The 24,551-nt window shown below is 73.7% G+C and carries 24 protein-coding genes; 10 read left to right on the top strand and 14 right to left on the bottom strand.

The window, feature by feature from the left end; genetic code table 11:
* Positions 1-915, bottom strand: a 915-nt coding sequence (locus tag V7E45_RS09410) for a serine/threonine-protein kinase (protein WP_333773654.1), incomplete at its 3' end; no start/stop codon positions are given.
* A 200-nt stretch (positions 916-1,115) separates the two neighbouring features.
* Positions 1,116-1,838, bottom strand: a complete 723-nt coding sequence (locus V7E45_RS09405) for a VOC family protein (RefSeq protein WP_333773653.1) — start codon at positions 1,836-1,838, stop codon at positions 1,116-1,118.
* Between the two features lie 122 nt (positions 1,839-1,960).
* Between V7E45_RS09405 and V7E45_RS09400 the strand changes: the two genes are divergently transcribed.
* Positions 1,961-2,608, top strand: coding sequence for a TetR family transcriptional regulator (locus tag V7E45_RS09400; protein WP_333773652.1), 648 nt, complete (start codon positions 1,961-1,963; stop codon positions 2,606-2,608).
* Positions 2,609-2,707: 99 nt separating this feature from the next.
* Here V7E45_RS09400 and V7E45_RS09395 read toward each other — a convergent pair whose 3' ends face one another.
* Positions 2,708-3,163: an Lrp/AsnC family transcriptional regulator gene (locus V7E45_RS09395; RefSeq protein ID WP_333773651.1), complete on the bottom strand. Its 456-nt coding sequence runs from the start codon at positions 3,161-3,163 to the stop codon at positions 2,708-2,710.
* An 82-nt stretch (positions 3,164-3,245) separates the two neighbouring features.
* Here V7E45_RS09395 and V7E45_RS09390 point away from each other — a divergent pair, with 82 nt between their 5' ends.
* Positions 3,246-3,869 carry a LysE family translocator gene (locus tag V7E45_RS09390; protein WP_333773650.1) on the top strand — a complete coding sequence of 208 codons (624 nt, stop codon included), beginning with the start codon at positions 3,246-3,248 and terminating at the stop codon, positions 3,867-3,869.
* Positions 3,870-3,872: 3 nt separating this feature from the next.
* Here the strand turns inward: V7E45_RS09390 and V7E45_RS09385 are convergent, their stop codons facing one another.
* Both V7E45_RS09385 and V7E45_RS09380 read right to left on the bottom strand, forming a co-directional pair.
* A complete protein-coding gene (locus tag V7E45_RS09385) occupies positions 3,873-4,349 on the bottom strand; it encodes a nitroreductase family deazaflavin-dependent oxidoreductase (RefSeq protein WP_333773649.1) in 477 nt (158 codons plus the stop codon).
* On the bottom strand, positions 4,349-5,533 hold the full coding sequence (locus tag V7E45_RS09380) for an acyl-CoA dehydrogenase family protein (protein ID WP_333773648.1): 1,185 nt from the start codon (positions 5,531-5,533) through the stop codon (positions 4,349-4,351). Before V7E45_RS09380 ends, V7E45_RS09385 begins: the two co-directional genes overlap by 1 nt.
* Before the next feature lie 128 nt (positions 5,534-5,661).
* Between V7E45_RS09380 and V7E45_RS09375 the strand changes: the two genes are divergently transcribed.
* Both V7E45_RS09375 and V7E45_RS09370 read left to right on the top strand, forming a co-directional pair.
* Complete coding sequence (locus V7E45_RS09375; RefSeq protein WP_333773647.1) at positions 5,662-6,834, top strand: thiolase C-terminal domain-containing protein; 1,173 nt, start codon at positions 5,662-5,664, stop codon at positions 6,832-6,834.
* A 124-nt stretch (positions 6,835-6,958) separates the two neighbouring features.
* Positions 6,959-7,627, top strand: a complete 669-nt coding sequence (locus V7E45_RS09370; protein WP_333773646.1) for a pyridoxine/pyridoxamine 5'-phosphate oxidase — start codon at positions 6,959-6,961, stop codon at positions 7,625-7,627.
* 10 nt (positions 7,628-7,637) lie between these two features.
* Here the strand turns inward: V7E45_RS09370 and V7E45_RS09365 are convergent, their stop codons facing one another.
* Positions 7,638-8,033, bottom strand: coding sequence for a Zn-ribbon domain-containing OB-fold protein (locus V7E45_RS09365; protein ID WP_333773645.1), 396 nt, complete (start codon positions 8,031-8,033; stop codon positions 7,638-7,640).
* Positions 8,030-8,482 carry a DoxX family membrane protein gene (locus V7E45_RS09360; protein WP_333773644.1) on the bottom strand — a complete coding sequence of 151 codons (453 nt, stop codon included), beginning with the start codon at positions 8,480-8,482 and terminating at the stop codon, positions 8,030-8,032. Before V7E45_RS09360 ends, V7E45_RS09365 begins: the two co-directional genes overlap by 4 nt.
* A 157-nt stretch (positions 8,483-8,639) precedes the next feature.
* On the opposite strand from V7E45_RS09360, the gene V7E45_RS09355 reads away from it, so the two are divergent.
* A complete protein-coding gene (locus tag V7E45_RS09355; protein WP_333773643.1) occupies positions 8,640-9,821 on the top strand; it encodes a flavin-containing monooxygenase in 1,182 nt (393 codons plus the stop codon).
* 328 nt (positions 9,822-10,149) lie between these two features.
* On the opposite strand, the gene V7E45_RS09350 is transcribed toward V7E45_RS09355, so the two are convergent.
* Positions 10,150-11,703, bottom strand: coding sequence for an oxidoreductase (locus V7E45_RS09350; protein WP_333773642.1), 1,554 nt, complete (start codon positions 11,701-11,703; stop codon positions 10,150-10,152).
* Between the two features lie 227 nt (positions 11,704-11,930).
* Here V7E45_RS09350 and V7E45_RS09345 point away from each other — a divergent pair, with 227 nt between their 5' ends.
* From V7E45_RS09345 to V7E45_RS09335, 3 genes are all read left to right on the top strand, one after another.
* On the top strand, positions 11,931-14,177 hold the full coding sequence (locus V7E45_RS09345; RefSeq protein WP_333773641.1) for an acetate--CoA ligase family protein: 2,247 nt from the start codon (positions 11,931-11,933) through the stop codon (positions 14,175-14,177).
* Complete coding sequence (locus tag V7E45_RS09340; RefSeq protein WP_333773640.1) at positions 14,168-14,962, top strand: enoyl-CoA hydratase/isomerase family protein; 795 nt, start codon at positions 14,168-14,170, stop codon at positions 14,960-14,962. The genes V7E45_RS09345 and V7E45_RS09340 overlap by 10 nt, the downstream gene beginning before the upstream one ends.
* Positions 14,963-15,108: 146 nt before the next feature.
* Entirely contained in the window at positions 15,109-15,717 is a 609-nt protein-coding gene (locus V7E45_RS09335; RefSeq protein WP_333773639.1) for a flavin reductase family protein, read from the top strand.
* A 45-nt stretch (positions 15,718-15,762) separates the two neighbouring features.
* Here the strand turns inward: V7E45_RS09335 and V7E45_RS09330 are convergent, their stop codons facing one another.
* Positions 15,763-17,067, bottom strand: coding sequence for an MFS transporter (locus V7E45_RS09330; RefSeq protein WP_333773638.1), 1,305 nt, complete (start codon positions 17,065-17,067; stop codon positions 15,763-15,765).
* Between the two features lie 71 nt (positions 17,068-17,138).
* Here V7E45_RS09330 and V7E45_RS09325 point away from each other — a divergent pair, with 71 nt between their 5' ends.
* Entirely contained in the window at positions 17,139-18,164 is a 1,026-nt protein-coding gene (locus V7E45_RS09325) for a GlxA family transcriptional regulator (RefSeq protein ID WP_333773637.1), read from the top strand.
* A gap of 103 nt (positions 18,165-18,267) precedes the next feature.
* Here V7E45_RS09325 and V7E45_RS09320 read toward each other — a convergent pair whose 3' ends face one another.
* From V7E45_RS09320 to V7E45_RS09310, 3 genes are read right to left on the bottom strand one after another with little or no spacing between them, the layout of a single operon-like run.
* On the bottom strand, positions 18,268-19,317 hold the full coding sequence (locus V7E45_RS09320) for a Zn-dependent alcohol dehydrogenase (RefSeq protein WP_333773636.1): 1,050 nt from the start codon (positions 19,315-19,317) through the stop codon (positions 18,268-18,270).
* Complete coding sequence (locus V7E45_RS09315) at positions 19,317-20,465, bottom strand: acyl-CoA dehydrogenase family protein (RefSeq protein ID WP_333773635.1); 1,149 nt, start codon at positions 20,463-20,465, stop codon at positions 19,317-19,319. Before V7E45_RS09315 ends, V7E45_RS09320 begins: the two co-directional genes overlap by 1 nt.
* Positions 20,466-20,484: 19 nt before the next feature.
* Positions 20,485-21,396, bottom strand: a complete 912-nt coding sequence (locus V7E45_RS09310; RefSeq protein WP_333773634.1) for an SDR family NAD(P)-dependent oxidoreductase — start codon at positions 21,394-21,396, stop codon at positions 20,485-20,487.
* An 86-nt stretch (positions 21,397-21,482) separates the two neighbouring features.
* On the opposite strand from V7E45_RS09310, the gene V7E45_RS09305 reads away from it, so the two are divergent.
* Positions 21,483-22,418: a cyclase family protein gene (locus V7E45_RS09305; protein WP_333773633.1), complete on the top strand. Its 936-nt coding sequence runs from the start codon at positions 21,483-21,485 to the stop codon at positions 22,416-22,418.
* A gap of 235 nt (positions 22,419-22,653) precedes the next feature.
* Here the strand turns inward: V7E45_RS09305 and V7E45_RS09300 are convergent, their stop codons facing one another.
* Complete coding sequence (locus V7E45_RS09300) at positions 22,654-23,121, bottom strand: ATP-binding protein (protein ID WP_333773656.1); 468 nt, start codon at positions 23,119-23,121, stop codon at positions 22,654-22,656.
* Between the two features lie 548 nt (positions 23,122-23,669).
* Positions 23,670-24,551 (bottom strand): acyl-CoA dehydrogenase family protein, encoded by an 882-nt coding sequence (locus tag V7E45_RS09295; protein ID WP_333773632.1) that lies wholly within the window; start codon positions 24,549-24,551, stop codon positions 23,670-23,672.

Below are 24,551 nucleotides of genomic sequence, written 5' to 3'. Positions count from 1 at the left end.
GGCCGGCTTGGCCGCGGGGCGGCCGCCGCGGCGGGTCTCGATCAGGCCGACCGCCTTCTCGGGCAGCCAGGCGGAGGCGGTGCCGCTGTCGTCGGAGCCGGAGCCGAACAGGTGCGGGGCGAGTTGGGCCTGGAGGTCGGCCGGGGAGGGGCGGCCCGACGCCTCCATCTGCATGCAGACCTCGATGAGCGGGCGCAGCTCGTCGGGCAGGCCGGTCAGGTCCGGGCCCTCGCGCAGCAGCATGAAGACCGTCTCGACCGGGTTGGCGCCGTGGAAGGGCGGGTGGCCGGTGGCCGCGAAGACCAGCATGGAGCCGAGCGAGAAGACGTCGCTCGCGCCGGTGACGCTGCGCGAGTCCTTGGCCTGCTCGGGGGACATGTAGGCGGGGGTGCCGACCGCGACGTTCGTCATCGTCAAACGGGTGTTCGAGACCCCGGAGGCGATGCCGAAGTCGATCACCCGGGGGCCGTCCTCGACGACCAGGACGTTGGAGGGCTTCAGGTCGCGGTGGACCAGGCCCGCGCCGTGGATGGACTGCAGCGCCTCCGCCACACCCGCGGCGAGCCAGCGCACGGCCTGGGCCGGGAGCGGCCCGCACTCGTTCACTATCTCCTCGAGGGAGGGCGCGGGGACGTAGGCCGTGGCCAGCCAGGGCACGGCGGCGCGCGGGTCGGCGTCGACCACGGCGGCCGTGTAGAAGCCGGAGACCGCCCGGGCCGCCTCCACCTCGCGGGTGAAGCGGACCCGGAAGAGCTGGTCCTCGGCCAGCTCGGTGCGGACCGTCTTGATCGCCACGCGCCGGCCGGACGCCGAGCGTGCCAGATAGACCAGCCCCATGCCGCCGGCACCCAGCCGGCCCAGCACCTCGAACGGCCCGATCCGCCGCGGATCGTGCTGTGTCAGCTGATCCACCACTTGCCTGCCACCTCCCCGTACGAGCCGCGCCACCCACTTATGTACGCGACCGAAGTGCAGCGTCTCACCACCGCACCGCCATGGCGGCACGCACCCTGATTCTTCCTGGCCGGGCCGCTGGTTGCGAACCCGGTGATGAATCGGGGTGTCTCATGCCGAATACGGTCATTTCATCGCAGTGGTGCCGGGCCGCGACCGCCTCACCGACGCAGCACCGCGAACGACGCCCCCTGATTGTCGGTGACGACGGCCACGTGTCCGTACGACGTCTCGAAGGGCGGGACCTGGACCCTCCCGCCGAGCCGCTGCACGGCCCCGACGGTGTCGTCCAGGTCCGTGACCCGGAAGTGGGTGACGAAGTGCGGGGGCATCTCGGCCGGGAACACCTCGGACACGTCGGCGCGGCCGAAGTCCGGCTGGGCGCCGGAGCCGAACAGGGCCTCGTGGAAGAGCTCGCCGTAGAAGGCGTTCGCGGCGGCGGTGTCCCGGGTGTACAGCTCGGCCCAGACGAAGGTGCCCGGCTCGTACCGCCGCTCGAAGCCCGGGTGGGTGCCGGCCTGCCACAGGCCGAAGACCGCCCCGTCGGGGTCGGTGGCCAGGGCGGCGACGCCGAGATCGGCCACCGCGAACGGGGCCATCACCACCTGGCCGCCGGCCGCGGTGATCCGCCGGCCCAGGGCCGCGGCGTCCGGGGTGGCGAAGGAGACCGTCCAGACGGTGGGCATGCGGCCGTCCGTCTTGGGGGCCAGCGAGGCGACCAGGTCGCCGTCCAGCCGGGCCCACACCGAGGAGCCGAACGCCTCCTCGAAGGTCCACCCGAAGAGCTCGCCGTAGAACCTCTTGCCCGCCTCGACGTCGGGAAGCTCGGCGTCCACCCAGCAGGGAGCGCCCTCCGCGTACACCGGTGCCCTGTTTTCGGCCATGTGGTCAAAGTAACCGCGTCGCACGCACCCCGCAGACCAGCCACACCACCCCGGACATCCCCGTGCACCCCATTTGCAGTCGGCCGAATCGCGCTCTCATCCCCCCTCGGTAAGCTGACGACATGACAGGACAAGTGCGTACCGTCGACGGCCGCGTGGCCGGCCGGCGTGGGCAGGCGACCCGGCAGAAGCTGCTCGACTGCCTCAGCGAGATGCTCAGCTCCTCCCCCTACCGGGACGTCAAGGTCATCGATGTCGCCCGGAAGGCGGGCACTTCGCCCGCGACCTTCTACCAGTACTTCCCGGACGTCGAGGGCGCCGTCCTTGAGATCGCCGAGCAAATGGCCGCCGAGGGAGCCGGGTTGACCGAGCTGCTGGAGGGGCGCACCTGGGCGGGCAAGGCGGGGTGGCAGACGGCGCAGGAACTGGTCGACGGCTTCCTCGAGTTCTGGCGGAAGAACGACGCGATCCTGCGCGTGGTGGACCTCGGTGCCGCCGAAGGGGACAAACGGTTCTACAAGATCCGCATGAAGATCCTGAACTCGGTGAACAACTCCCTCGCGCAGTCCATCACCGAGCTGCAGTCCAAGGGCCGGATCGACAAGGACGTGAACCCGGCGGCGATCGCGGGCTCGCTGGTCGCGATGCTCGCGGCGGTGGCCTCGCACCAGAAGGGCTTCTCCTCCTGGGGCGTCAAGCAGGCCGAGCTCAAGCCCAACCTGGCGCTGCTGGTCCACCTCGGCGTGACGGGCAAGAAGCCGACGAAGTAGCGGCCGGCTCCCTTTTCCAGGTCCCAAGTCCTGTCTGGCAGGCGGTGGTTCACCCGTGGTGAGCCACCGCCTGTTTCACTGTGCGGGCAGCCGCCCGCTTCACCGTGCGGGCAGCGCGCGGTCCCGCACCACGTGCTTCATCACCAGCGTCGAGGTCAGCCGCTGCACCCCCGGCAGGGTCGCGAGCCGCTCGTCGTACAGCCGCTGGAAGGCGGCGAGGTCGGCGGTGGCCACCCGCAGCAGATAGTCCGGCTCGCCGAACAGCCGCTGGGCGTCCAGGACGTGGTCCAGCTCGCTGACCGCCCGCTCGAACTCCGCGACCGTGTCCCGGTCCTCCTGCCGCATGGAGACGAAGACCAGCGCCTCGAAGTTCAGGCCGAGCGCGGCCGCGTCCACCACCGCCCGGTAGCCCTGGATGGCACCGGACCGCTCCAGCTCACGCAGCCGCCGGTGACAGGGCGAGACGCTCAGCCGCACCCGGGCGGCCAGCTCGGTCACGGTCAGCCGCCCGTCCTGCTGGAGCTCGGCAAGGATTTTCCGGTCCACGTCGTCCATGAGGGAGATTCTCCCCCACCTGCCGCGATCATGAGCAAACTTCGGGAACACTTTCGGGCCATTCACGCCTAATGTCCCCGGTATGAACTCGGGACTGCTCCTCTCCTTCCTCGCGGTGGACCTGCTGCTGGTGTGCGTGCCGGGCGCGGACTGGGCCTACGTCATCACGGCCGCCCTGCGCGGCCGGCCGGTGCCGCGCGCGGTGGCGGGCCTGGTCTGCGGGTACGCCCTGCACACGGTGCTGGCGACGGCGGGCCTCGCGGTCCTGGTGGCGGGCTCGCCCCGGCTGCTGACGGCACTGACGGTGGCGGGCGCCGGGTACCTGCTGTGGCTCGGCTGGGGGGTGCTGCGCCGCCCGGCCGTCCCGGGGGCGGTCCGGGAGGCGGCCGACGACAGCGGTGGCCGCCTCTTCCTGCGGGGCGCCACCATCAGCGGGCTGAACCCCAAGGGGCTGCTGCTCTACCTGTCGGTGCTGCCGCAGTTCCTCACCCTGCGCGGCGGCCACCTTCCGGTGCCCGTGCAGACGGCCGCCCTCGGCCTGCTCCACATGGCGTGCTGCGCGGCCGTCTACCTCACCGTGGGCCTGCTGGCCCGGGTCCTGCTGGCGGCCCGCCCGGCGGCGGCCCGCGCGGTCACCCGCACCTCGGGCGCGGCGATGCTCGGGATCGGCGCGTTCCTGCTGGTGGAGCGGCTGGCGACGCTGTGACGCTCACCTGGGTTCGAGCCGGAACAGCCTGATCTCGCGCTCCACCCGCGCCTGGTAGGTGGCGTACGGCGGCCAGAACTCCACGAGCTGGCGCCAGACGGCGGCCCGTTCCGCACCCGTGAGCAGCCGAGCCGTGACGGGGATGTCCCGTCCCTCCCAGTTGACGGAGGCGTCCGGACGGGCGAGCAGGTTGTGGGTCCAGGCGGGGTGCCCGGTCCGCCCGAAGTTGGAGCCGACCAGCACCCAGCCGCGGCCGTCCCCGGCGGGCATGCAGGCGAGCGGGGTCCTGCGGGGCAGTCCGCTGCGGGCGCCGGTGGAGGTGAGGATCAGCCCGGGCAGCATCAGGGCGCTCGGCAGCACCCGACCCCGGGTGAGCCGGTGGACGGCCCGGTCCAGCGCCGGGACCACGTGGGGGGCGACCTTCGCGAAGGCCCGGGTGGCGGAGACCCGCTGCACGAACCGCACCGCGGCGCCGGGCATCAGACCGCCACCTCGTCGCGACCGAACAGCCCGGCCTCCTCGGCGGCCCGGTCCCGCAGCCGGTGCGGGGGCCCGAACAGCAGCTCGTCCCCGGTCGCCCGCTTGAAGTACAGGTGGGCCTCGTGCTCCCAGGTGAACCCGATCCCGCCGTGCAGCTGGATCGCCTCCCCGGCCGCGGAGCGCGCCGCCTCCAGCGCCTGCGCGAGCGCGAGCCGGCCCTCCCGCCGGCCGTGGGCGGCGGCCCAGGCCGCGTAGCAGGCGGCCGAGCGCGCGGCCTGCACCCGCACGTAGACGTCCGCGAGCCGGTGCTTGACCGCCTGGAAGGAGCCGACGGGCCGCCCGAACTGCTCGCGCCGCCCGACGTACTCGACGGTCCGCTCCAGCGCCCGCGCCGCGGTGCCCGCCGCCTCGGCGGCGAGCACGGTGGCGACCATGTCGCCCAGGTCCGCGAGGGCGGTGAGCGCGTCCCCGTCGGCCGTCCCCAGCAACTGGGCCGGTGCGTCCCGCAGTTGGACACGGCCCTGGGGCCGGGTGATGTCGAGCGCGGTCTGCCGGGCCCGTGCCAGTCCCTCGGCGTCCCCGGCGACCAGGAACAGCAGGGTCCGGGAGCGCGCGAACCCCCCGGTGTGCGCGGCGACGACGAGCAGGTCCGCGCTGTGCCCGTCCAGCACCTGGTCGGCCTGCCCGTACAGCCGCCAGCCGTCCCCCACCGGCCGGGCCTGCACCCCGCCGGCCCGCCCGCCGCCGGCCCACGGGCCGCCGTTGCCGCCGGTCAGGGCGAGCGCGGTGGCGAGGGCCTGACCGGGGACGGCGAGGGTGGCGGTGCGGGCACCGGCGGCGAGCGGGGGCAGCAGCCCGGCACGCTGCGCCTCGGTGCCGAGGGCGAGGATCAGCGGGGCCGCGAGGACGGAGGTGGCCAGCAGCGGGGAGGGGGCCAGGGCGCGTCCGGTCTCCTCGCAGGCGAGCGCGAGTTCGGTGACCGAGCAGCCGACACCGCCGTAGCTCTCGGGGACGGCGAGCCCGGGCAGGCCGAGCCGGCCGGCGAGGGCGGACCACAGGGCGGGGTCGTACCCGGCCGGGCTGTCGGCGGCGGCCCTCAGTTCCGCGCCGCCGCAGCGCTTGCGCAGCAGCTCGCGCAGGGTGCGGCGGATGTGGTCCTGCTCGGCGGTGAGGCGGGTGTCCATGGCTGATCCGATCCCTCCGGCTGGACTCACCCTGATCTGACGGTGCGTCATATTAGGCCCGGCGGACCGGGAAACCCAGAGGCGCGACGCCTGCCGCGGGCCGCAATATCTGATGTACCGTCAGATTCATGAGACCCGGGAACCGGAAGGTCGCCGTGGCCGGGGTGGCCCTCGCCGACTGCGGCCGCGTGGACGACGCGACCCCGTACGCCCTGCACGCCCAGGCGGCCCGCCGCGCCCTGGCCGACGCGGGCCTGGACCGCGCCCTGGTGGACGGCTTCGCCTCGGCGGGCCTCGGCACGCTGGCCCCGGTGGAGGTGGCGGAGTACCTGGGGCTGCGTCCCACCTGGGTGGACTCCACCTCGGTCGGGGGCGCGACCTGGGAGGTCATGGCGGCACACGCGGCGGACGCGATAGCGGCCGGCCGCGCCGAGGCCGTCCTGCTGGTCTACGGCTCGACGGCGCGGGCGGACATCAGGGCGGGCCGCAGGACGGGCGAGCTGTCCTTCGGGGCGCGCGGCCCGCTCCAGTTCGAGGTCCCGTACGGCCACACGCTGATCGCCAAGTACGCGATGGCGGCCCGCCGGCACATGATCGAGCACGGCACCACGATCGAGCAGCTCGCGCAGGTGGCGGTCCAGGCCCGGGCCAACGCCGCCCTGAACCCGGAGGCGATGTACCGCGACCCGATCACCGTCGACGACGTGCTGGCCGGCCCGCTGATCGCCGACCCGTTCACCAAGCTGCACTGCTGCCTGCGCTCGGACGGCGGCGCGGCGGTCCTGCTGGTGGCCGAGGAGTACGCGCACGACTGCCGTACCCGGCCGGTGTGGGTCCTCGGCACCGGCGAGCACGTCTCCCACGCGACCATGTCCGAGTGGCCGGACTTCACGGTCTCCCCGGCGGCCGTCAGCGGCAGGCTGGCCTTCGGGCGGGCCGGGGTGCGCCCCGCCGACATGGACTTCGCCGAGATCTACGACGCCTTCACCTACATGACCCTGGTGACCCTGGAGGATCTGGGCTTCTGCGCCAAGGGCGAGGGCGGGGCGTTCGTGGAGAAGGGCCGGCTGCTGGTGCGCGGCGGTGAGCTGCCGGTGAACACGGACGGCGGCGGCCTGTCCGCCCAGCACCCGGGCATGCGGGGCCTCTTCCTGCTGGTGGAGGCGGTACGGCAGCTGAGGGGCGAGGGCGGCGAGCGCCAGGTGCGCACCCGGGACGGCGGGCCGCCACGCCTCGGCGTCGCCTCGGGGACGGGCGGCTGGTTCTGCTCCTCGGCGACGGTGGTGCTCGGCCGGGACTGATGGTGGTGCGGGGCGGGGACTGACGGCGGTGCCGGGCCGGGACCGAGGGCGCCCGGGGCCGGGGCAGGCCCCGGCGGCGCGCCTTCCGTGCGGCCGGTGCGCCGCCGGGGGCGATACTCGGCCCATGGCACAAAAGGATCTCCACGACATGCTGCGGTCCCTGCGGGTGTGGGCGCCCGGGGTGACGGAACTGCGGCCCTTCGACCCGGACAAGGCCCCGCCGGCCCCGCTGCACCTGTTCACCACCTGGTTCGCCGAGGCGGTCGAGGCGGGCCAGCCGGAGCCGCACACCATGTCGCTGGCGACGGCGGACGAGGACGGCCGGCCGGACGCGCGGATCGTGATGCTGCACGGCGCCGACGCGGACGGCTGGACCTTCGCGAGTCACGCCACGAGCCGCAAGGGCCGGGACCTGACCGCCCGCCCGTACGCCGCCCTGGCCTTCTACTGGCCGGTGCTGGGCCGCCAGGTGCGGGTGCGGGGCCCGGTCGCGTCGGCGCCGTCCCCGGAGAGCCAGGCGGACCTGCACGCGCGCTCGACGGGGGCGCTGGCGGCCGCGCTCACGGGACGGCAGAGCGAGGAGCTCGACTCGCTGGAGGAACTGCGCGAGGCGTCGCTGGCCGCCTGGGAGCGGGCCCGGGAGAACCCGGCGGAGCCCTCCCCCACCTGGACCCTGTACCGGCTGCGCCCCGAGGTGGTGGAGTTCTTCCAGGGCGACCCCGAGCGCCGCCACGTCCGGCTGGAGTACCGGCGCACCGAGTTCGGCTGGAGCAGGCGGCTGCTGTGGCCGTGACGCGCGCGGCTCAGCCGCCCGGCGCGAACACCGGCACCCCGCCCCGGAACGCGACCCCCAGGTCCATGCCGGCCACCGCCTCGTCCCCCGCGCACCCCACCAGCTCGGTCATCATCCGCGGCCCCTCCGCCAGGTCCACCACCGCGGCCACGTAGGGGGTACGGGCATCGAAGGGCGCGAGGTCGTTGCGGTGGACGGTGGACCAGGTGTAGAGGGTCGCCCGGCCGCCGGCCTCCTCCCAGTCCACCTCCGCGCTCCAGCAGTGCGGGCAGAACTCGCGGGGGTAGTGGTGGGCCCGGCCGCAGGCCCGGCAGCGGCGGAGGAGCAGGCGGCCGGCGGCGGCCGCCTCCCAGTAGGGGCGGGTGAAGGCGTCGATCCCGGGGACGTCGGAGCGGCCCGCGTTCATCCGAACCACCCCAGTACCGCGTCCAGCGACCAGGTCTGCCACGCCATGGCGAAGAACCCGACCAGCGAGATCAGCGCCATCATGGAGTTCTGCCCCTGTTCCGCCCAGTCGTGGATCATCAGCACGAAGTAGAGGACGTTCAGGACCAGGCCGCCCAGCAGGGCCACCGGGGTCAGGAAGCCGAGGACCAGGCCGAGGCCCAGTGCGAGTTCGGCGTAGGCCACGACGTACGCCATCAGCTTCGGCCGTGGCTTCACCACCCGCTCGAAGCCCGTCCGCACCGGTTCCCAGCGGTGCTCGGCGGCCACGTCCGCCGCCCAGGCGATGCCCGCCCCGCGCTCGAACCAGGCCTTCTTGTCCTTGTGCCGCCAGCTCTCCAGCCACCACAGACCGAGTCCTATGCGCAGCACCGCGAGCCACTCCGCGCCGTCGAGCCAGATCGCGTCCATGGCATCTGACGGTACGTCAGATATTGGGGCTTGCCGAGGGGTCGCGACGCCGTTCTTCACCGCGCACGCGCCGTTCCCGTACACCCGTGATCAATCCGCAACCAATTCCGGTCTTGACCGAGACCCATCAACGGAGTGCGTGATTACGCTCGCGCTCATGGCCGACTCCCGTCCCTCCCCCGCGCACCTTTCCGCGACCCCCGCCGACCGCCCCGTCTACGTGATCGGCGCGGGCCCCGGCGGGCTCGCGGCCGCCCACGCGCTGCGGTCCCGGGGCATACGGGCGGTGGTCCTGGAGAAGTCGGACCAGGTGGGCTCCTCCTGGCGGCGGCACTACGACCGGCTGCACCTGCACACCACCCGCCGGCTGTCCGCCCTGCCGGGCCTCAGGATGCCCCGCAGGTTCGGGCGCTGGGTGTCCCGGGACGACGTGGTGCGGTACCTGGAGAAGTACACCGAGCACCACGAGCTGGAGATCGTCACCGGTGTGGAGGTGTTCCGCGTCGAGCGGTCGGCGGACGGCACGGGCTGGCTGCTGCACGCCTCCGGCGGGCGGGAGCTGACCGGCAGCGCGGTGGTGGTCGCGACCGGCTACAACCACACCCCGCGGGTGCCCGACTGGCCCGGCCTCGACGGCTTCGGCGGGGAGTTCACCCACGCCTGCCACTACCGGAACGCCGAGCCCTACGCGGGCCGGGACGTGCTCGTCGTCGGCGTCGGCAACACCGGTGCCGAGATAGCCGTGGACCTGGTGGAGGGCGGGGCCGCCCGGGTGCGCCTCGCGGTGCGCACCGCCCCGCACATCGTGCGCCGCTCGACCGCCGGCTGGGCCGCCCAGTACACGGGCGTGCTGGTGCGGCGGCTGCCGGTGCGGCTCGTCGACCGGCTCGCCCGGCCGCTGGCGCGGATCAGCACCCCCGACCTGTCCGCGCACGGGCTGGCACGCCCGGACACCGGGCTGTACAGCAGGGTGCGGGAGGGGGCCATCCCGGTCCAGGACGTCGGCCTCATCGACGCCGTCCGCAAGGGGAAGGTCGAGGTCGTGGCCGCCGTCGAGGGCTTCGAGGACGGGAAGGTGACCCTCGCCGACGGGAGCCGGATATCACCGGACGCGGTGATCGCGGCCACCGGGTACGCACGGGCGCTGGAAGGTCTGGTCGGGCACCTGGAGGTGCTGGACGGGCGCGGGAAGCCCGTGACACACGGGCCGCGCACCCCGGCGAACGCGCCCGGCCTGTACTTCACCGGGTTCACCAACCCGATCAGCGGCATGCTCCGCGAGCTGGCCATCGACGCGGAGAAGATCGCCAGGGCGGTGGCCCGCAGGCCGGCCCAGTAGGTCATGTCCGCCGAGTCAGGGCAGCCGGAGCAGTCGGCAGACGAGGGTGACCAGCGCTCGGTAGTGGTGGGCGCGCGTGTCGTAGCGGGCGGCCAGGCGGAGCTCTGAGCGGCCCTTGCCGTCAGCGCCGGCGGGCCTCCTCGGGCCACGCATGCACGCCCTGCGCGGGGGTCACGCCCGGCCGGATGAGGTCGGCCGGGTCCTGGTCGACCATGCCGGGCATGCGGTGGTCCGGCGGGTGCCGGCGTAAAGAACCGCGGACTCTTGAGGCCCTCTCCATGCATGCTTCGCCGGTGAGGTCGATCGGCCTGAAATCAGCTGTCGCCCGCTAATTTCTCTGCAGGGTGCGGGTGACGCCCGCGATGATGGCGGTCGTCAGTACCCAGCCGAAGGCGATCAGGAGGTAGGCCAGCCACTGGAGGTCGCCGTTCGACCAGTACCAGGCCGCGCGCTGACCCAGGCCACCGATGGGGATCAAGAGGTCGAGTGTGTAGATGAGGGGCTGGAAAGGGGCGCCTTCGCCCTGTTTGATCGGGGTGGGGGAGCCGGCACCGAAGGACAGCGTGCCCGTCAGGGTCAGCGCGAGGAGCCAGACGCCGGCCAGCCAGGGGCGGTAGCCGTAGCCGACGGTCACATCGAGCAGGTGCCCCCACACGCGTGCGGCCGGGTGAAGAGTTCGACGCCGATGGCGCTGTTTGGCCAGGAGCACGCGGCGGGCGTCGTCATCGTGGCCGGCCTTGCGGTGCCAGCTGGCCAACTGCTCATAGGGCTGCGGGTTGTAGCCCGGGCTTCGTCGTATCCACGCCACGCGGTGGGCGACGGAGTGCCGCTGCCCCACTGCCTCCCGCCGCTCGCCTGCTTCGTCCATCTTGATGGAGTTGTAGACGAAGCCATCCAGCTCCACCACGTCCGGCCAGCTGTGTTCGCTGTCGTGGAGGTAGGACACCTGCGCACCCCGCAGGTCTACGGTGCCGGAGGGTGGGTGGGCGACGGTGAAGTCGAAGTCGACGGTCTGCATCAGTGGGGCGACCAAAGATGGACCGCGGCCGTCGGGCGGCCCGTTCAGGAGGGCTCCTTCAAAGGCCAGGTTGTCGGAGATCCGGGCGCCCCGCAGCCGTACAGTCCCGTTCGCGGTGAACCCGTCGGAGAGATTGATCGTCGAGGCCACAGCGTTGTCCAGTGCGAGGGCTACTCCGCGCGGAGAGGGGTCCTCCAGGCGCGCGCCCTTCATGAACAGTCCGCCCGGCAACTGCGCACCCACCAGCCGCACTTCACCGCGAGCCACGAATCCGCCGTTGCAGAACACGCCTCCTTCCATGACCAGCCCGCCTGCGGCCACGGCCCATCCTCCGGGCGCGCTGATCTCGGCCCCGTCGAGCAGGACGCCGCCGCTCACCCGGGCGTCGCTCAGCGACAGAGCGGTGCTGACGTGGTTGAAAGGCGAAGAATCGAGGCTCTCCACGACGGAGCGCCGCAGGTCGAAGATTCCCTCGATGCGCGCCGAATCGGCTTCGATGCCCGGCACGTGGCTACCCGAGATCACAAGTGTCCGCGTCGACGCTCCGAGGAGGTCCACAGCCTCCTCGAACCAGCAGTCCTCGAGCCATAAGGCGTGAGCGATCTGCGCGCCGGCCAGATTGAGGCGCCCGGATATCCGCGCCCCCGCGAGCCTCAGGCACGCCACGGCGCCCGGCTGCATGGCATTCGCGCCCAGGAGAAGCGCCACGATCACGGCAGCCCGAACCCTCCGCCCGGGGCCCCACTGCCGGCCTTCGTCGACCCGATCCTCGGGCAAACCCGTGCGCAGGTCCACGCGGCGTCCTTCAGGGAACGCGTCCCACAACTGCCGCTCCGGCAAGGTCAACTCGTCGTATGAGAGCACTCATGCAGAGTAGTGATCGTCCTACGCGCTCGCCTTGCCCTGGCGCGCGACGATCGGAGGGCAGCCCCTTCTGCCAGGGGCCCTAACGACCTGATCCGAACGAAAGACCCTGACCTCCACAACTTCGCCGCTCCTCACCCATTCCTGACGTCCTGTCAGTTCAGTAATCTGACAGAGCGTCAGTTATGGGCGCCAGTCATGGCTGTCACACAGGAGCGGGCGGACCGATGCTTGGATCAACCCACGGCACCCTCACCACCGACTCCCGCCGGGCCCGGGTCATCGCCTGCGGCGAGCAGCGGCCCGGACCCGCCGTCCACGGCCGGGCGGAACCCCTGGACGGCGCGGCGGCCGGGGCCGACGTCGACGTCAGCGGGCGGCCGCTGTCCGCCGCCGTCCCGGACCTGGCGCGGTTCTTCCGGCCCGAGTCCGTCGCGGTGATCGGCGCCTCGGACACCGAGGGCCGGCCGAACACCGGGATCACCCGCCAACTGCTGGACTGGGCCGAGCGGGTCGGGGCCCGGGTGCATCCGGTGCATCCGAGCCGGCCGTCCGTGTTCGGCGTCCCGTGCCACGCCTCCGTCGCCGACCTGCCCGGCCAGGTCGACCTGGCCGTCCTGCTGGTGGCCGACCCGCTGCCGGTGATCGAGGAACTCGCCGAGGCGAAGGTCAGGTTCGCCGTCGCCTTCGCCTCCGGGTTCGCCGAGACCGGCGCGGTGGGGGCCGAGGCGCAGGAGCGGCTCGCGGACGCGGTGCGCCGCTCAGGACTGCGGCTGCTCGGGCCGAACACCAACCTGAACGCCTTCGAGCGGTTCCGGGAGGACCTCGACGGGCCCGCGATCGCGCTCATCACCCAGTCGGGACACCAGGGCAGGCCCGTCTTCGCCCTGCAGGAGCTGGGCATCCGGCTCTCCCATTGGGCGCCGACCGGCAACGAGGCCGACCTGGAGACCGCCGACTTCATCTCCTGGTTCGCCGAGCGGCCCGAGGTCGGTGCCATCGCCTGCTACGTGGAGGGCCTGAAGGACGGGCGGGCCTTCCTGCTCGCCGCCGACCGCGCCGCCCGCCGCGGGGTACCGGTGGTCGCGGTGAAGGTGGGCCGCACGGAGGCCGGGGCGCGCACCGCCGCCTCGCACACGGGCAAGCTCACCGGCGCCGACGAGGTGGTGGACGCGGCCATGCGGCAGTACGGCGTGATCCGTGTGGACGGACTCGACGAACTCCAGGACACCGCGGCCCTGCTGGCCCGGGCCCGGGCGCCGCTGGCCGACGGGGTCGCCGTCTGCTCCATCTCCGGCGGCACCGGCGCCCACGTCGCCGACCTGGCCGCCGGGCAGGGACTGCGGCTGCCGCGGCTGACGGCCGAGAAGCAGACCGAGCTGCACCAGTGGATACCGGGGTACCTGGACGTGGCCAACCCGGTGGACACCGGCGGGCACCCGGTGGGCGACGCGCGCGGGCGGAAGATCATCGACGCGATCCTCGCGGACCCTCAGGTGGGTGTGCTGGTCTGTCCGGTGACCGGGCCCTTCCCGCCGCTCAGCGACCGGCTGGTGCGCGACCTGGTCGAGGCCGCCGAGGAGACGGACAAGCTGGTCTGCGTGGTGTGGGGGTCGCCGGTCGGCACCGAGCCGGCGTACCGGGAGGTGCTGCTCGGCTCCTCCCGGGTGGCCACGTTCCGGACGGTGGGCAACTGCCTCACGGCCGTGCGGGCCTGGCTCGACCACCACCGCTTCGCCGCCGGCTACCGCTCACCCTTCGACGAGGCCCCGCGCACCCCCTCCCCCTCCTTCCGCAAGGCCGAGGCCCTGATGCGGCCCGGGCAGCAGCTCAGCGAGCACGGGGCCAAGCAGCTGCTGCGCGCGTACGGCATCCGGGTGCCGCGCGAGCAGCTGGTGACCAGCGCGGCCGCGGCCGTGCGGGCGGCCGGACAGGTCGGCTACCCGGTGGTGATGAAGGCGTCCGGCGCCCGGATCGCCCACAAGACCGAGCTGGGCCTGGTGAAGATCGGCCTGACCTCGGCCAGCCAGGTCCGGGACGCCTACCGGGAGCTGACCGACATCGCCCGCTACGAGGGCGTCCCGCTGGACGGCGTCCTGGTGTGCCAGATGGTCGAACAGGGCGTGGAGATGGTCGTCGGGGTGACGCACGACGGGCTGTTCGGGCCGACCGTGACCGTGGGGCTCGGCGGAGTGCTGGTCGAGGTGCTGCGCGACGCGGCCGTACGGGTGCCGCCGTTCGGCGAGGAGCAGGCCCGGGACATGCTCGCCGAGCTGCGCGGCCGGGCCCTGCTGGACGGGGTGCGGGGGCGGCCGCCCGCCGACCTCGACGCGCTCGTGGAGGTCGTCCTGCGGGTCCAGCGCATGGCGCTCGAACTGGGCGGGCAGATCGCCGAGCTGGACATCAACCCGCTGCTGGTGCTGCCCCGCGGGCAGGGCGCGGTGGCACTGGACGCGCTGGTGGTGTGCCGGTGAGCGCGCCGGTGCGGCACGAGGTCCGCGACGGCGTCTCGTACGTCACACTGGACCGGCCCGAGGCCCTCAACGCCCTCACGCCCGAGCTGCGGGACCGGCTGATCGGGCTGCTGGCCGGGGCGTCGGCGGACCCGGACGTCCGGGCCGTCGTACTGACCGGCACCGGGCGCGGCTTCTGCGCGGGCGCTGACCTCAGCGGTGGCGGTGGCGGTGGGGAGCGCGTCCCGGGGGACGTGGCCCGCACCCTGCGGCTCGGCGCCCAGCGGCTGGTCGCGGCCGTGCTGGACTGCGAGAAGCCGGTCATCGCCGCCGTGAACGGCACGGCGGCCGGGCTCGGGGCCCATCTGGCGTTCGCCTGCGACCTGGTGCTGGCCGCCGAGTCGGCGCGGTTCATCGAGGTGTTCGTCCGGCGCGGCCTCGTCCCGGACGGCGGCGGCGCCTATCTGCTGCCCCGCCTGATCGGCCCGCAGCGCGCCCGGGAGCTGATGTTCTTCGGCGACCCGGTCCCGGCGGCGGACGCGCAGCGGCTGGGTCTGGTCAACCTGGTGGTGCCGGACGGCGAGCTGGAGAAGACCGCCCGTCAGTGGGCGGCCCGGCTGGCCACCGGGCCGACCCGGGCGCTGGCGCTCACCAAGCAGCTGGTGAACGCCTCCCTGGACGGCGACCGCGCCACCGCCTTCGCGGCGGAGGCGGCCGCCCAGGAGATCAACATGACGACCCGGGACGCCCAGGAGGGCCTACGGGCGTTCAGGGAGCGCCGGGAGGCGGGGTTCCGGGGGCGCTGACGACCGGCCGCCGGGAGCCCGGGGTCAGGTCCGGGCGGGTCCGAGACCGCCTCTTCCCACCCCATGGGCGCACCCTGGGCAGGGTCCTTACGGAGTTCTCCACCGCTCTTTTCATCTGACGGTACGTCAGCTTCAATGGTGGGGTGATGGGACACGCAGGGGCGGCGGCCGCCGCCGTCCGGTACCTGGGGTCCGCCGTTTCGGCGGGGCCGGTGGAGGCGCTGCCGCGCCCCGAGTTGCGGTGCGTGCGCGCGGACGAGCGGACGCCGGTCGATCCGGCGGTGTTCCGGCGGGTGCTCGGGAACTTCCCGACCGGGGTGACCGTGATCACCGCGCCGGCCGCGGCGGGCGGGGAGTCCCCGGCCGGCTTCGCCTGCCAGTCCTTCTCCTCCCTCTCCCTCGACCCGCCGCTCGTCTGCTTCATGGTGGGCCGCACATCCGCCACCTGGCCGCGGATCGCCCGCGCGGGCGTCTTCTGCGTCAACGTGCTGAGCGCCGGGCAGGGCGAGCTGTGCCGGGCCTTCGCGGTGAGCGGCGCGGACAAGTTCGCGGGGGTGGCGTACGACGCGGCCCCCGTGTCCGGCGCCCCGCGGCTCGCCGGTGCCGCCGCCTGGATCGACTGCGCGGTGCACGCCGTGCACACCGGGGGCGACCACCTCGTCGTCGTCGGACGGGTGAGCGCCCTCGGTGCCGCGGGAGCGGGCGATCCGCTGGTCTTCCACCGGGGGCGGTTCGCCCGGCTCCGGGACGGCTAGGGACGGCTAGGGATGGCTAGGGACGGCTAGGGACGCCTCCCGGGTCTAGGCCGTCGCGAGGACGGGCACCGCCGGGCGCCGCCTGATCACCAGGGCCATCAGGGCCGCCGCCGCGCACAGGGTGCCCGAGGCGTACCAGACCATGTCGTAGGAGCCGAAGACGTCGCGGGCGACACCGCCGAGGAAGGCGACGAGGGCCGCGCCGACCTGGTGCGAGGCGAGCACCCAGCCGAAGACGATGGCGCTGTCCTCGCCGTAGTGCTCCCGGCACAGGGCCAGGGTGGGCGGGACGGTCGCCACCCAGTCGAGGCCGTAGAAGACGATGAAGAAGATCATGGGCGGGTGGACCGACGGTCCCAGCAGCATGGGCAGGAACAGGAGCGAGACGCCGCGCAGGGCGTAGTAGACGGCGAGCAGGCGGCGCGGTTCGAAGCGGTCGGTGAACCAGCCGGAGGCGATGGTGCCGACGACGTCGAACACCCCGACGACCGCGAGCAGCGAGGCCGCCGCCGTGACGGGCATGCCGTGGTCGTGGGCGGCGGGCACGAAGTGCGTCTGCACCAGGCCGTTGGTGGAGGCGCCGCAGATCGCGAAGGTGCCGGCCAGCAGCCAGAACGGGCCGGTGCGCACCGCGGAGCCGAGCACCGAGAGGGTGCGCCGGGCGGCGCCGGTGACCGGTGCCGGCTTGGGCACGAACTCGACGGCCCCGTACGGCTTCTGGCCCACGTCGGCGGGGTGGTCGCGCAGCAGGAGCCAGACGAAGGGGACGACGGCGAGCGCGGCCAGGGCGACGGTCACCGCGGCCGGGCGCCAGTCGTACGCCTCCACCATCCACGACAGCAGCGGCAGGAAGATCAGCTGGCCGGAGGCCGAGGCGGCGGTGAGGATGCCGCTGACCAGCCCGCGCCGCGTGGTGAACCAGCGGTTGGTGACGGTCGCGGCGAAGGCGAGCGCCATCGACCCCGAGCCGAGGCCCACCAGCAGGCCCCAGCACAGCAGCAGCTGCCAGGCCGCCGTCATCCACACGGTCAGTCCCGAGCCGATCGCGATCACCGTCAGCGCGACGGCGACCACCTTGCGGATGCCGAACCGGTCCATCAGCGCGGCGGCGAACGGGGCGGTGAGCCCGTACAGCGCCAGATTGACCGAGACGGCGGCGCCGATCGTGCCGCGCGACCAGCCGAACTCCTGGTGCAGCGGGTCGATGAGCAGCCCCGGCAGGGAGCGGAAGGCCGCCGCGCCGATGATCGTGACGAAGGTGACGGCGGCGACGAACCAGGCCCGGTGCACACGGCGGCGCCGGGCGGGCGGTGCCTGGACGGGGACGGCGGCTTCGGTTGTCTGAGTCACGTCATAAAGAGTGCGGTGCACGGTGACGCGCAACGAGTGGCCCGAAAGACAGCGTTCGCTAGGATCGGGCCATGACTGTCGGCCAGGAATTCCGCCCGCACCGGATCGTCGTCCTTGCGCTCGACGGCCTGCTCCCCTTCGAGTTGGGCATTCCGCACCGGATCTTCGGCCGTCCCCGGGACGCCGAGGGCCGGCCCCTGTACGAGGTCGTGACCTGCTCGGTCCGGCCGCCCGGCCCGGTCGAGACGGACGCCGACTTCACGGTGCGCGTCCCGCACGGCCCGGAGGCCCTGGCGACGGCCGACACGGTGATCGTCCCGGCGTCGTACGAACTGGGCCCGGTCTACGAGGAGGGCAGGCTCACCGAGGAGCTGGCGGCCGCGCTCGCCCTCGTCCGTCCCGGCACCCGCATGGCCTCCATCTGCACCGGTGTCTACGTCCTCGCCGCCGCCGGGTACCTCGACGGCCGCCCGGCGACGACCCACTGGGCCGACGCCGACCGCTTCCAGCGCCTGTTCCCGCGGATCAGGACGGACGCGGACGTGCTGTTCATCGACGACGGGGACGTGCTCACCTCGGCGGGGGTGGCCGCCGGGATCGACCTGTGCCTGCACATGGTCCGCCGTGACCACGGCACGGCCGTCGCCAACGAGGTGGCCCGCCGCACGGTCGTGCCGCCGCACCGCGACGGCGGCCAGGCCCAGTACATCCACCGCCCGGTGCCCGACCCCCAGCTCGCCACGACCACCGCGGCGCGCGCCTGGGCCCTGGGCCGGCTGCACGAGCCGATCCAGCTGCGGGACATGGCCGAGCAGGAGGCCATGTCGGTGCGCACCTTCACCCGCCGCTTCCGCGAGGAGGTCGGCGTCAGCCCCGGCCAGTGGCTCACCCAGCAGCGCGTCGAGCGCGCCCGCCATCTCCTGGAGTCCACCGCCCTCTCGGTCGACCAGGTGGCCCAGGAGGCCGGTTTCGGCACCGCCCAGTCGATGCGCCAGCACCTCCAGGCCGCGGTCGGTGTCACGCCCACCGCCTACCGGCGGACCTTCCGGGCCGGTGGCGACGCCGAGGACCGGGACGGGTTCACCGCGGTGCGCTGACCGGGGCGGGCGGCGGCGGGGCCGCCGCTGGGGCGTTCCGCGCGGACCGCCCGGCGCGGGCCCGGCTCAGAAGGTCAGCACGGCCCGCGCCACCCGGCCCGGCTCAGAAGGTCAGCACGGCCCGCGCCACCCGGCCCGCCTCCGCGTCCGCCCGGGCCTTCTCGAAGTCCTCCACCGGGTAGGTCGCGGTCACCAGTTCGTCCAGCAGCAGGCGGCCGCGGCGGTACAGCTCGGTGTAGAGGGGGATGTCCCGCTGGGGGCGGGAGGAGCCGTAGCGGCAGCCGAGGATCGCCTTGTCCAGGAACATCGCCGAGACGACGAAGGACGCCTCGGCGTCCGCCGGGGGCGTGCCGAGCAGGACGGCCTGCCCGTGGCGGTCGAGGAGGTCGACCGCCCGGCGGACCAGCTCCACCCGGCCGACGCACTCGAAGACGTGGTCGGCGCCCGTCGGCAGGATGTCCCGCACGCCGTCCGTCGAGGTCAGGAACTCGGTGGCGCCGAACCGCCGGGCGACCCCCTCCTTCGCCGGGTTGGCGTCCACGGCGACGACGGTGAGGGCGCCGGCGAGCCGCGCGCCCTGCAGGACGTTCAGCCCGATGCCACCCGTGCCGATGACGACGACGCTGTCCCCGCGGTCCACCCGGGCCCGGTTGAGCACCGCGCCGACCCCGGTCAGCACCCCGCAGCCGATCAGCGCGGCCGACGGCAGCGGGACGTCGTCGGGGATGCGCACCGCCTGCACGGCCCGGACGACGGTGCGTTCCGCGAAGGCCGAGTTGCGGGCGAACTGGTACAGCGGCCGATCCCCCCGGGTGAAAGGCCGGCCGGGGCGGCCGATCGCCTCGCGGCACATCGTCGGGCGGCCCCGGTCGCACTCCGGGCAGGTGCCGCAGTTGGCGAGCGTGGACAGGGCCACGTGGTCACCGGGGACGACGTGGGTGACGCCGGCGCCGACCGACTCCACCACGCCGGCACCCTCGTGGCCCAGCACCACCGGCACCGGGAACGGGATGGTGCCGTCCACCACCGACAGGTCGCTGTGGCACAGGCCGGCCGCCGCGACCGCCACCCGCACCTCGCCCGGGCCCGGCTCCCGCACCGCCAGGTCGTCCACCACCTCGACCCGCGTGCCGTCGAACACCACACCGCGCATCACACGGCCCCCTTCGGCTCTCTGGGCAGGCCGAGCACCCGCTCGGCGATGATCGTGCGCTGGACCTGGTCGGAGCCGCCGTAGATGGTGTCGGCCCGGGAGAAGAGGAACAGGTGCTGCCCGGCGTCGAGTTCGTACGGCGCGGCCGGCGACCAGTCGGCAGGGCCCGCGGTCGCCGCCGCGCCCCGCACCCGCACCGCCAGCTCCCCGAGCCGCTGGTGCCAGTCGGCCCACAGCAGCTTGGCCACGCTGGGCGCGCCCGGGTCGGCGGAGCCCCCGAGGGTGCGCAGCGCGTTCCAGCGCATGGTGCGCAGCTCGGCCCACTGGCGCACCAGCCGGGCGCGGACCACCGGGTCACCGGCGGCGCCGGTGCGCACGGCCGCCTCGACGACCCGTGCCAGCTCCTCGGCGAACCCGATCTGCTGCGCCAGCGTCGACACCCCGCGCTCGAAGCCCAGCAGGCTCATCGCCACCCGCCAGCCCTGCCCCTCGCCTCCGACGACGTGCTCGACGCGCGCGTGCGCCCCGTCGAAGAACACCTCGTTGAAGTCGCTGGTGCCGGTCAGCTGGCGGATGGGCCGGACCTCGACGCGGCCGGGCTGGTCCATGGGGACCAGCAGGAAGCTCAGCCCGTGGTGCCGGCGGCTGTCCGGGTCCGTGCGGGCCAGCACGAAGCACCAGTCGGCCTCGTGCGCGAGGGAGGTCCAGATCTTCTGCCCGGTGATCCGGAAGTGGCCGCCCTCACGCACCGCCGCCGTGCGCAGGGCGGCCAGGTCGGAGCCCGCGTCCGGTTCGCTGTAACCCTGGCACCACAGTTCCTCGCCGGCCGCGACGGGCGGCAGGAAGCGGTTCTTCTGCTCCTCGGTGCCGTGGGCGATGAGGGTCGGGGCCAGCAGGTTCTCCCCGATGTGGCCGGAGCGCGGGGGCGCGGCCGACCGGGCGTACTCCTCGGCCCAGACGACCTGCTGGGTGAGCGGGGCGGTGCGGTTGCCGTACCCGGCCTCGGGCCAGCCGAGGCCGATCCAGCCGGCGCCGCCGAGCGTCCGCTCCCAGGTGCGGCGCTCCGCGCCGGGAGCCGCGTGCGCCGCGAGCCACGCACGGGCCTCGGCGCGGAACGCCTCGTCCGCGGGGGTGAATCCAAAGTCCACAGCGCCTCCTCGGCGTCGGTCAGGCGTTCGGCCTGGAGCCCTCCCGCGCCGCCTGCTCCATCGCCTCCAGGCGCGCCAGCATCGGCATCGGGTCCACCCCCACCGAGCCGGGCAGGAACTGAGCGATGGCCTGCGGTGTCCAGCCGCCGGAGGCGTACGCGGCGCGCAGCTCGCGGGGCTGGGCCCACACCGCGAGCTTCGGCCCGGCGATCGTGTACACCTGGCCCGTGATCCCCTGCTCCGCGGCGTGCCGGGACAGCAGGTAGACCACCAGCGCGGCCACGTCCGCCGGCTCGCCGATCTCCGCCAGCTCCATCGGGACGCCGGCCGACATCCGGGTACGGGCCACGGGCGCGACGGCGTTGGCGGTGACCCCGTACTTGTGCAGCCCCAGGGCCGCGCTGCGCACCAGCGAGATGATCCCGCCCTTGGCGGCGCTGTAGTTGGCCTGTGCGACCGAGCCCTGGTGGTTGCCGCTGGTGAAGCCGATGAGGGTGCCGTACCGCTGCCGGCGCATGACGGCGGAGGCGGCCCGGAAGACGGTGAAGGTGCCCTTGAGGTGGGTGGCGACGACCGGGTCCCACTCCTCCTCGGACATGTTGAACAGCATGCGCTCGCGCAGGATGCCGGCCACGCAGACGGCCCCGTCGAGGCGCCCCCAGGCGGACAGGGCCGCGTCGACGACCCGCTGTCCGCCCGCCATGGTGGAGATGTCGTCCGCGACCGCGACCGCCTCGCCGCCGGCCGCCCCGATCTCCTTGACGACCGCGTCGGCGATCTCGCTCGTCGGCGAGGTCCCGTCGGTGGACACCCCGTAGTCGTTGACGACGACCCGGGCGCCCTCGGCCGCCGCCGCGAGGGCCACCGCGCGTCCGATGCCCCGTCCCGCGCCCGTCACGGCGACCACCTTGTCTGCCAAGAAGTTCCCCACGCCCGGCCCCTTCCCGAGGTTTCTGACGGACCGTTAGATTCTATGTCCCGCCAGACGCGCGGGCACAAGCCCCGGGGAGGCACCGGATGTCACGGCCGACACTGCATCCCGCGTTCGACGACATCGCCAAGCGCGTGAACAACTGGGGGCGTTGGGGGGCGGACGACGAGATCGGCACCCTCAACCTGATCACCGGTGAGGTGGTGCGCGAGGCGGCGGCCTGTGTGCGCTCAGGACTCCGAGTCCCGCTCGCCCTGCCGCTCGGCCAGGACGGGGTGCAGACGGGCGTGATCCCGGGACGGGTCAATGCGCTGCACGCCATGGTGCAGATCAACCAGGAGCTGTTCGGGCCGGGCACGGTGGCGTGCAGCGACGACACGGTGACCATGGGGCTCCAGGCAGGCACCCACTGGGACGCGCTGACCCACGTGTCGCACTCGGGCACGCTCTACAACGGCCGCCCGGCGCACACGGTGACCGCGCACGGGGGCGCGGAGTTCGCCGGCATCGACAAGGCCCGGCACGTCGTCTCGCGCGGGGTGCTGCTGGACGTGGCACGCGCGCGCGGTACGGACCGGCTGGCGGGCGGGCACGCGGTCACGCCGGGGGACCTGGAGGCGGCCGAGGAGTTCGGCCGGGTGCGGGTGCGGGCCGGTGACGTGGTCCTGGTGCGGACCGGACAGGTGCGGGTGTACCTGTCCGGGGACCGGCACGGATACGGCTATCCGTCCCCGGGCCTGTCGGTGCGCTGCCCGGAGTGGTTCCACGCGCGCGACGCGGCGGCGGTCGCGAACGACACGCTCACCTTCGAGGTGTTCCCGCCCGAGATCGAGGACCTGTGGCTGCCCGTGCACGCGCTGGACCTGGTGGAGATGGGGATGCTCCAGGGCCAGAACTGGAATCTCGAAGAGTTGTCCACAGCCTGTGGAGAAACGGGACGGTACGCGTTCCTGCTGTCCGCGATGCCGGAGCCGTTCGTCGGCGCGACGGGCACACCGGTGGCGCCGGTCGCCGTACTGTGAGGTCCGGCCGACGGCGCGCCCCCGCCTCAAGGCCCCGCGCCGCCACCCGGTGCGACCCACACTCGACGAGGACCACAGCCGCGCGGGCCCTCGCCGTCCCCTCGCGGCGAATCGACGCCCACCAGCGTGTTCGATCACTCACGAGCCGTCAACCGGCATTGGGCGAATCGTCGCTTATGACCGGTTCACAGGGGCAGCGCACGGATGCACCCCCGGCGCACACCGCGCCGGGCGCCTACACCGCCTCGAACGCGAAGTCCTCGTACGCGAACATGACGCCCCCGTACGCCGCGGCCGCACCCTCACGGGGCCGCGAGCAGCGGTCCAGCTCGCACCAGATGCTCTTGCCCGAGCCCTCGGGGCTCCAGCCCCAGCGGTCGGCCAGGCAGTCGACGAGGGCCAGGCCCCGGCCGCCGGTGGAGTCACTGCCCGCGCAGCGCGGGACGGGCGCACGGGAGCTGCTGTCGGCCACCTCGAGGCGCACCGTGGCGGCGGGCTCGGCCGCCGCGTCGGGCAGGGAGAGCCGCAGCACCGCCGGACGGCCGGTGTGCACCACGGCGTTGGTCACCAGCTCGGAGACGAGCAGGACCAGGGTCTCGGCCAACGCCTCGTCGGCCTGTATCCCGAGCCCGGCGAGACGCGAGCGGGCCCACCGCCTCGCCCGTCCCACCTCCGTGGGGTCGGGCCGGATCTCCAGCTGCACTTGAAGCACCTGCACCGTTCACACCATCCGAACCGGCGGACTCATGACCCCGCGCCACACGGACGCCACGGTGGAAGCCGTGACGCACAGCACGACGAGGGCCACGATCGTAGCCATTTTCTGCATGGCCAGAACAACGGCCAGAGCAAGGGTCACGGAACGTGATTTCCTTGCGAGACAGCATGGTTGACGTACAGTCACCCCAACAAGCGCTTCGGGCATATTCCAGCGCGAAGGAGTACGCGTACGGCATACTGTGCGACGCGTGTGCCGGGGAGTCGAACAGGCGGCGCCACGAGCCCTTACCGCCTTGCGAGCAGCGGCGCGCACCGCGCGGCCCGGGGGTGCCCCAGGGGCATCACCGGCACGGTTCGTGCTCGTAGCCACTCGCATCTCACCCAAGGTACCGGAGCGGACACCCGACTCCGGGCCGTGACGAGTCACGCGAAGGACACAACCCGGTATCGACGCTCCGTGATGCGCGCGCGCCACGATCCGCGACATCCTGGGCCATCGCTTCACCGGCCGTCCGGCCGGGGCGCCACGCTCTACGGGCCGGCCACCAGATCGGCGGCAAGCGCTTCCTCGGCGGCCGCCCCGCCGCCGCCGCGCCGGGCCCGCACCCAGGCACGCTTGAGATGCAGATGGACCTCAGCCTCCCAGGTGAAGCCCATGCCGCCGTGCACCTGAAGGCAGTCGCGGGTCCCCCGCAGGGCGGCCTCGTCGGCGAGCAGCCGGGCGGCGGCGATGTCCGCGGGGTCGGCGGTCACGGCGGCCGCGTAGACGGCGGCGCGGGCCGTCTCGGCGCGCACCAGCATGTCGGCGCACAGGTGTTTGACCGCCTGGAAGGCCCCGATCGGCCGCCCGAACTGTTCCCGTGCCCGGGCGTGTTGCACGGCCAGTTCGCCCGCGCGCGCGGCCGTGCCGAGCTGCTCGGCGGCGGTGAGGAGCACGGCCACCGGCTCCGCCGCGCCGCCGCCGGCCGCTCCCGGCACCCGGTGCAGCGGGGTCAGCGGGTCGGCCGAGCGCAGCGGCACGGCTCCGGTGGCGTCCCCGCGCACGGTGTCCGCCGCGTCCAGCCACTCCACCAGCGGGCCGTCCACACCGGCCACCACGGTGTCCCCGGTGGCCGCCCCGGGCACGGTCCCGGCCGCGAGATGGGTCGCCAGCACGGGCCCCGGCAGCAGCGCGCGGCCGGTCTCCTCGAAGACCAGCACCGCCTCCGGCAGCCCGAGGCCCACCCCGCCCTCCGCCTCCGGCAGCCGCAGCGCGAACAGGCCCGCCGCGCCCAGCTCCCGCCACAGGTCCCGGTCCAACCGTGCCGGCCGGGACGCCGCGGCGCGCAGCGCCGCCGCGTCCCACCGGCGCTCCAGCAGCCGCCGTACCCAGGTCCGCAACGCCCGCTGGTCCTCGGTGAGTCGGAAGCGCAC

Source organism: Streptomyces sp. IBSBF 3136, assembly GCF_036815105.1.
In the GTDB taxonomy this organism is placed as follows: domain Bacteria; phylum Actinomycetota; class Actinomycetes; order Streptomycetales; family Streptomycetaceae; genus Streptomyces.
Note: the sequence above shows the minus strand (reverse complement) of the source record. Positions and strands in the feature narration are given on the sequence as shown.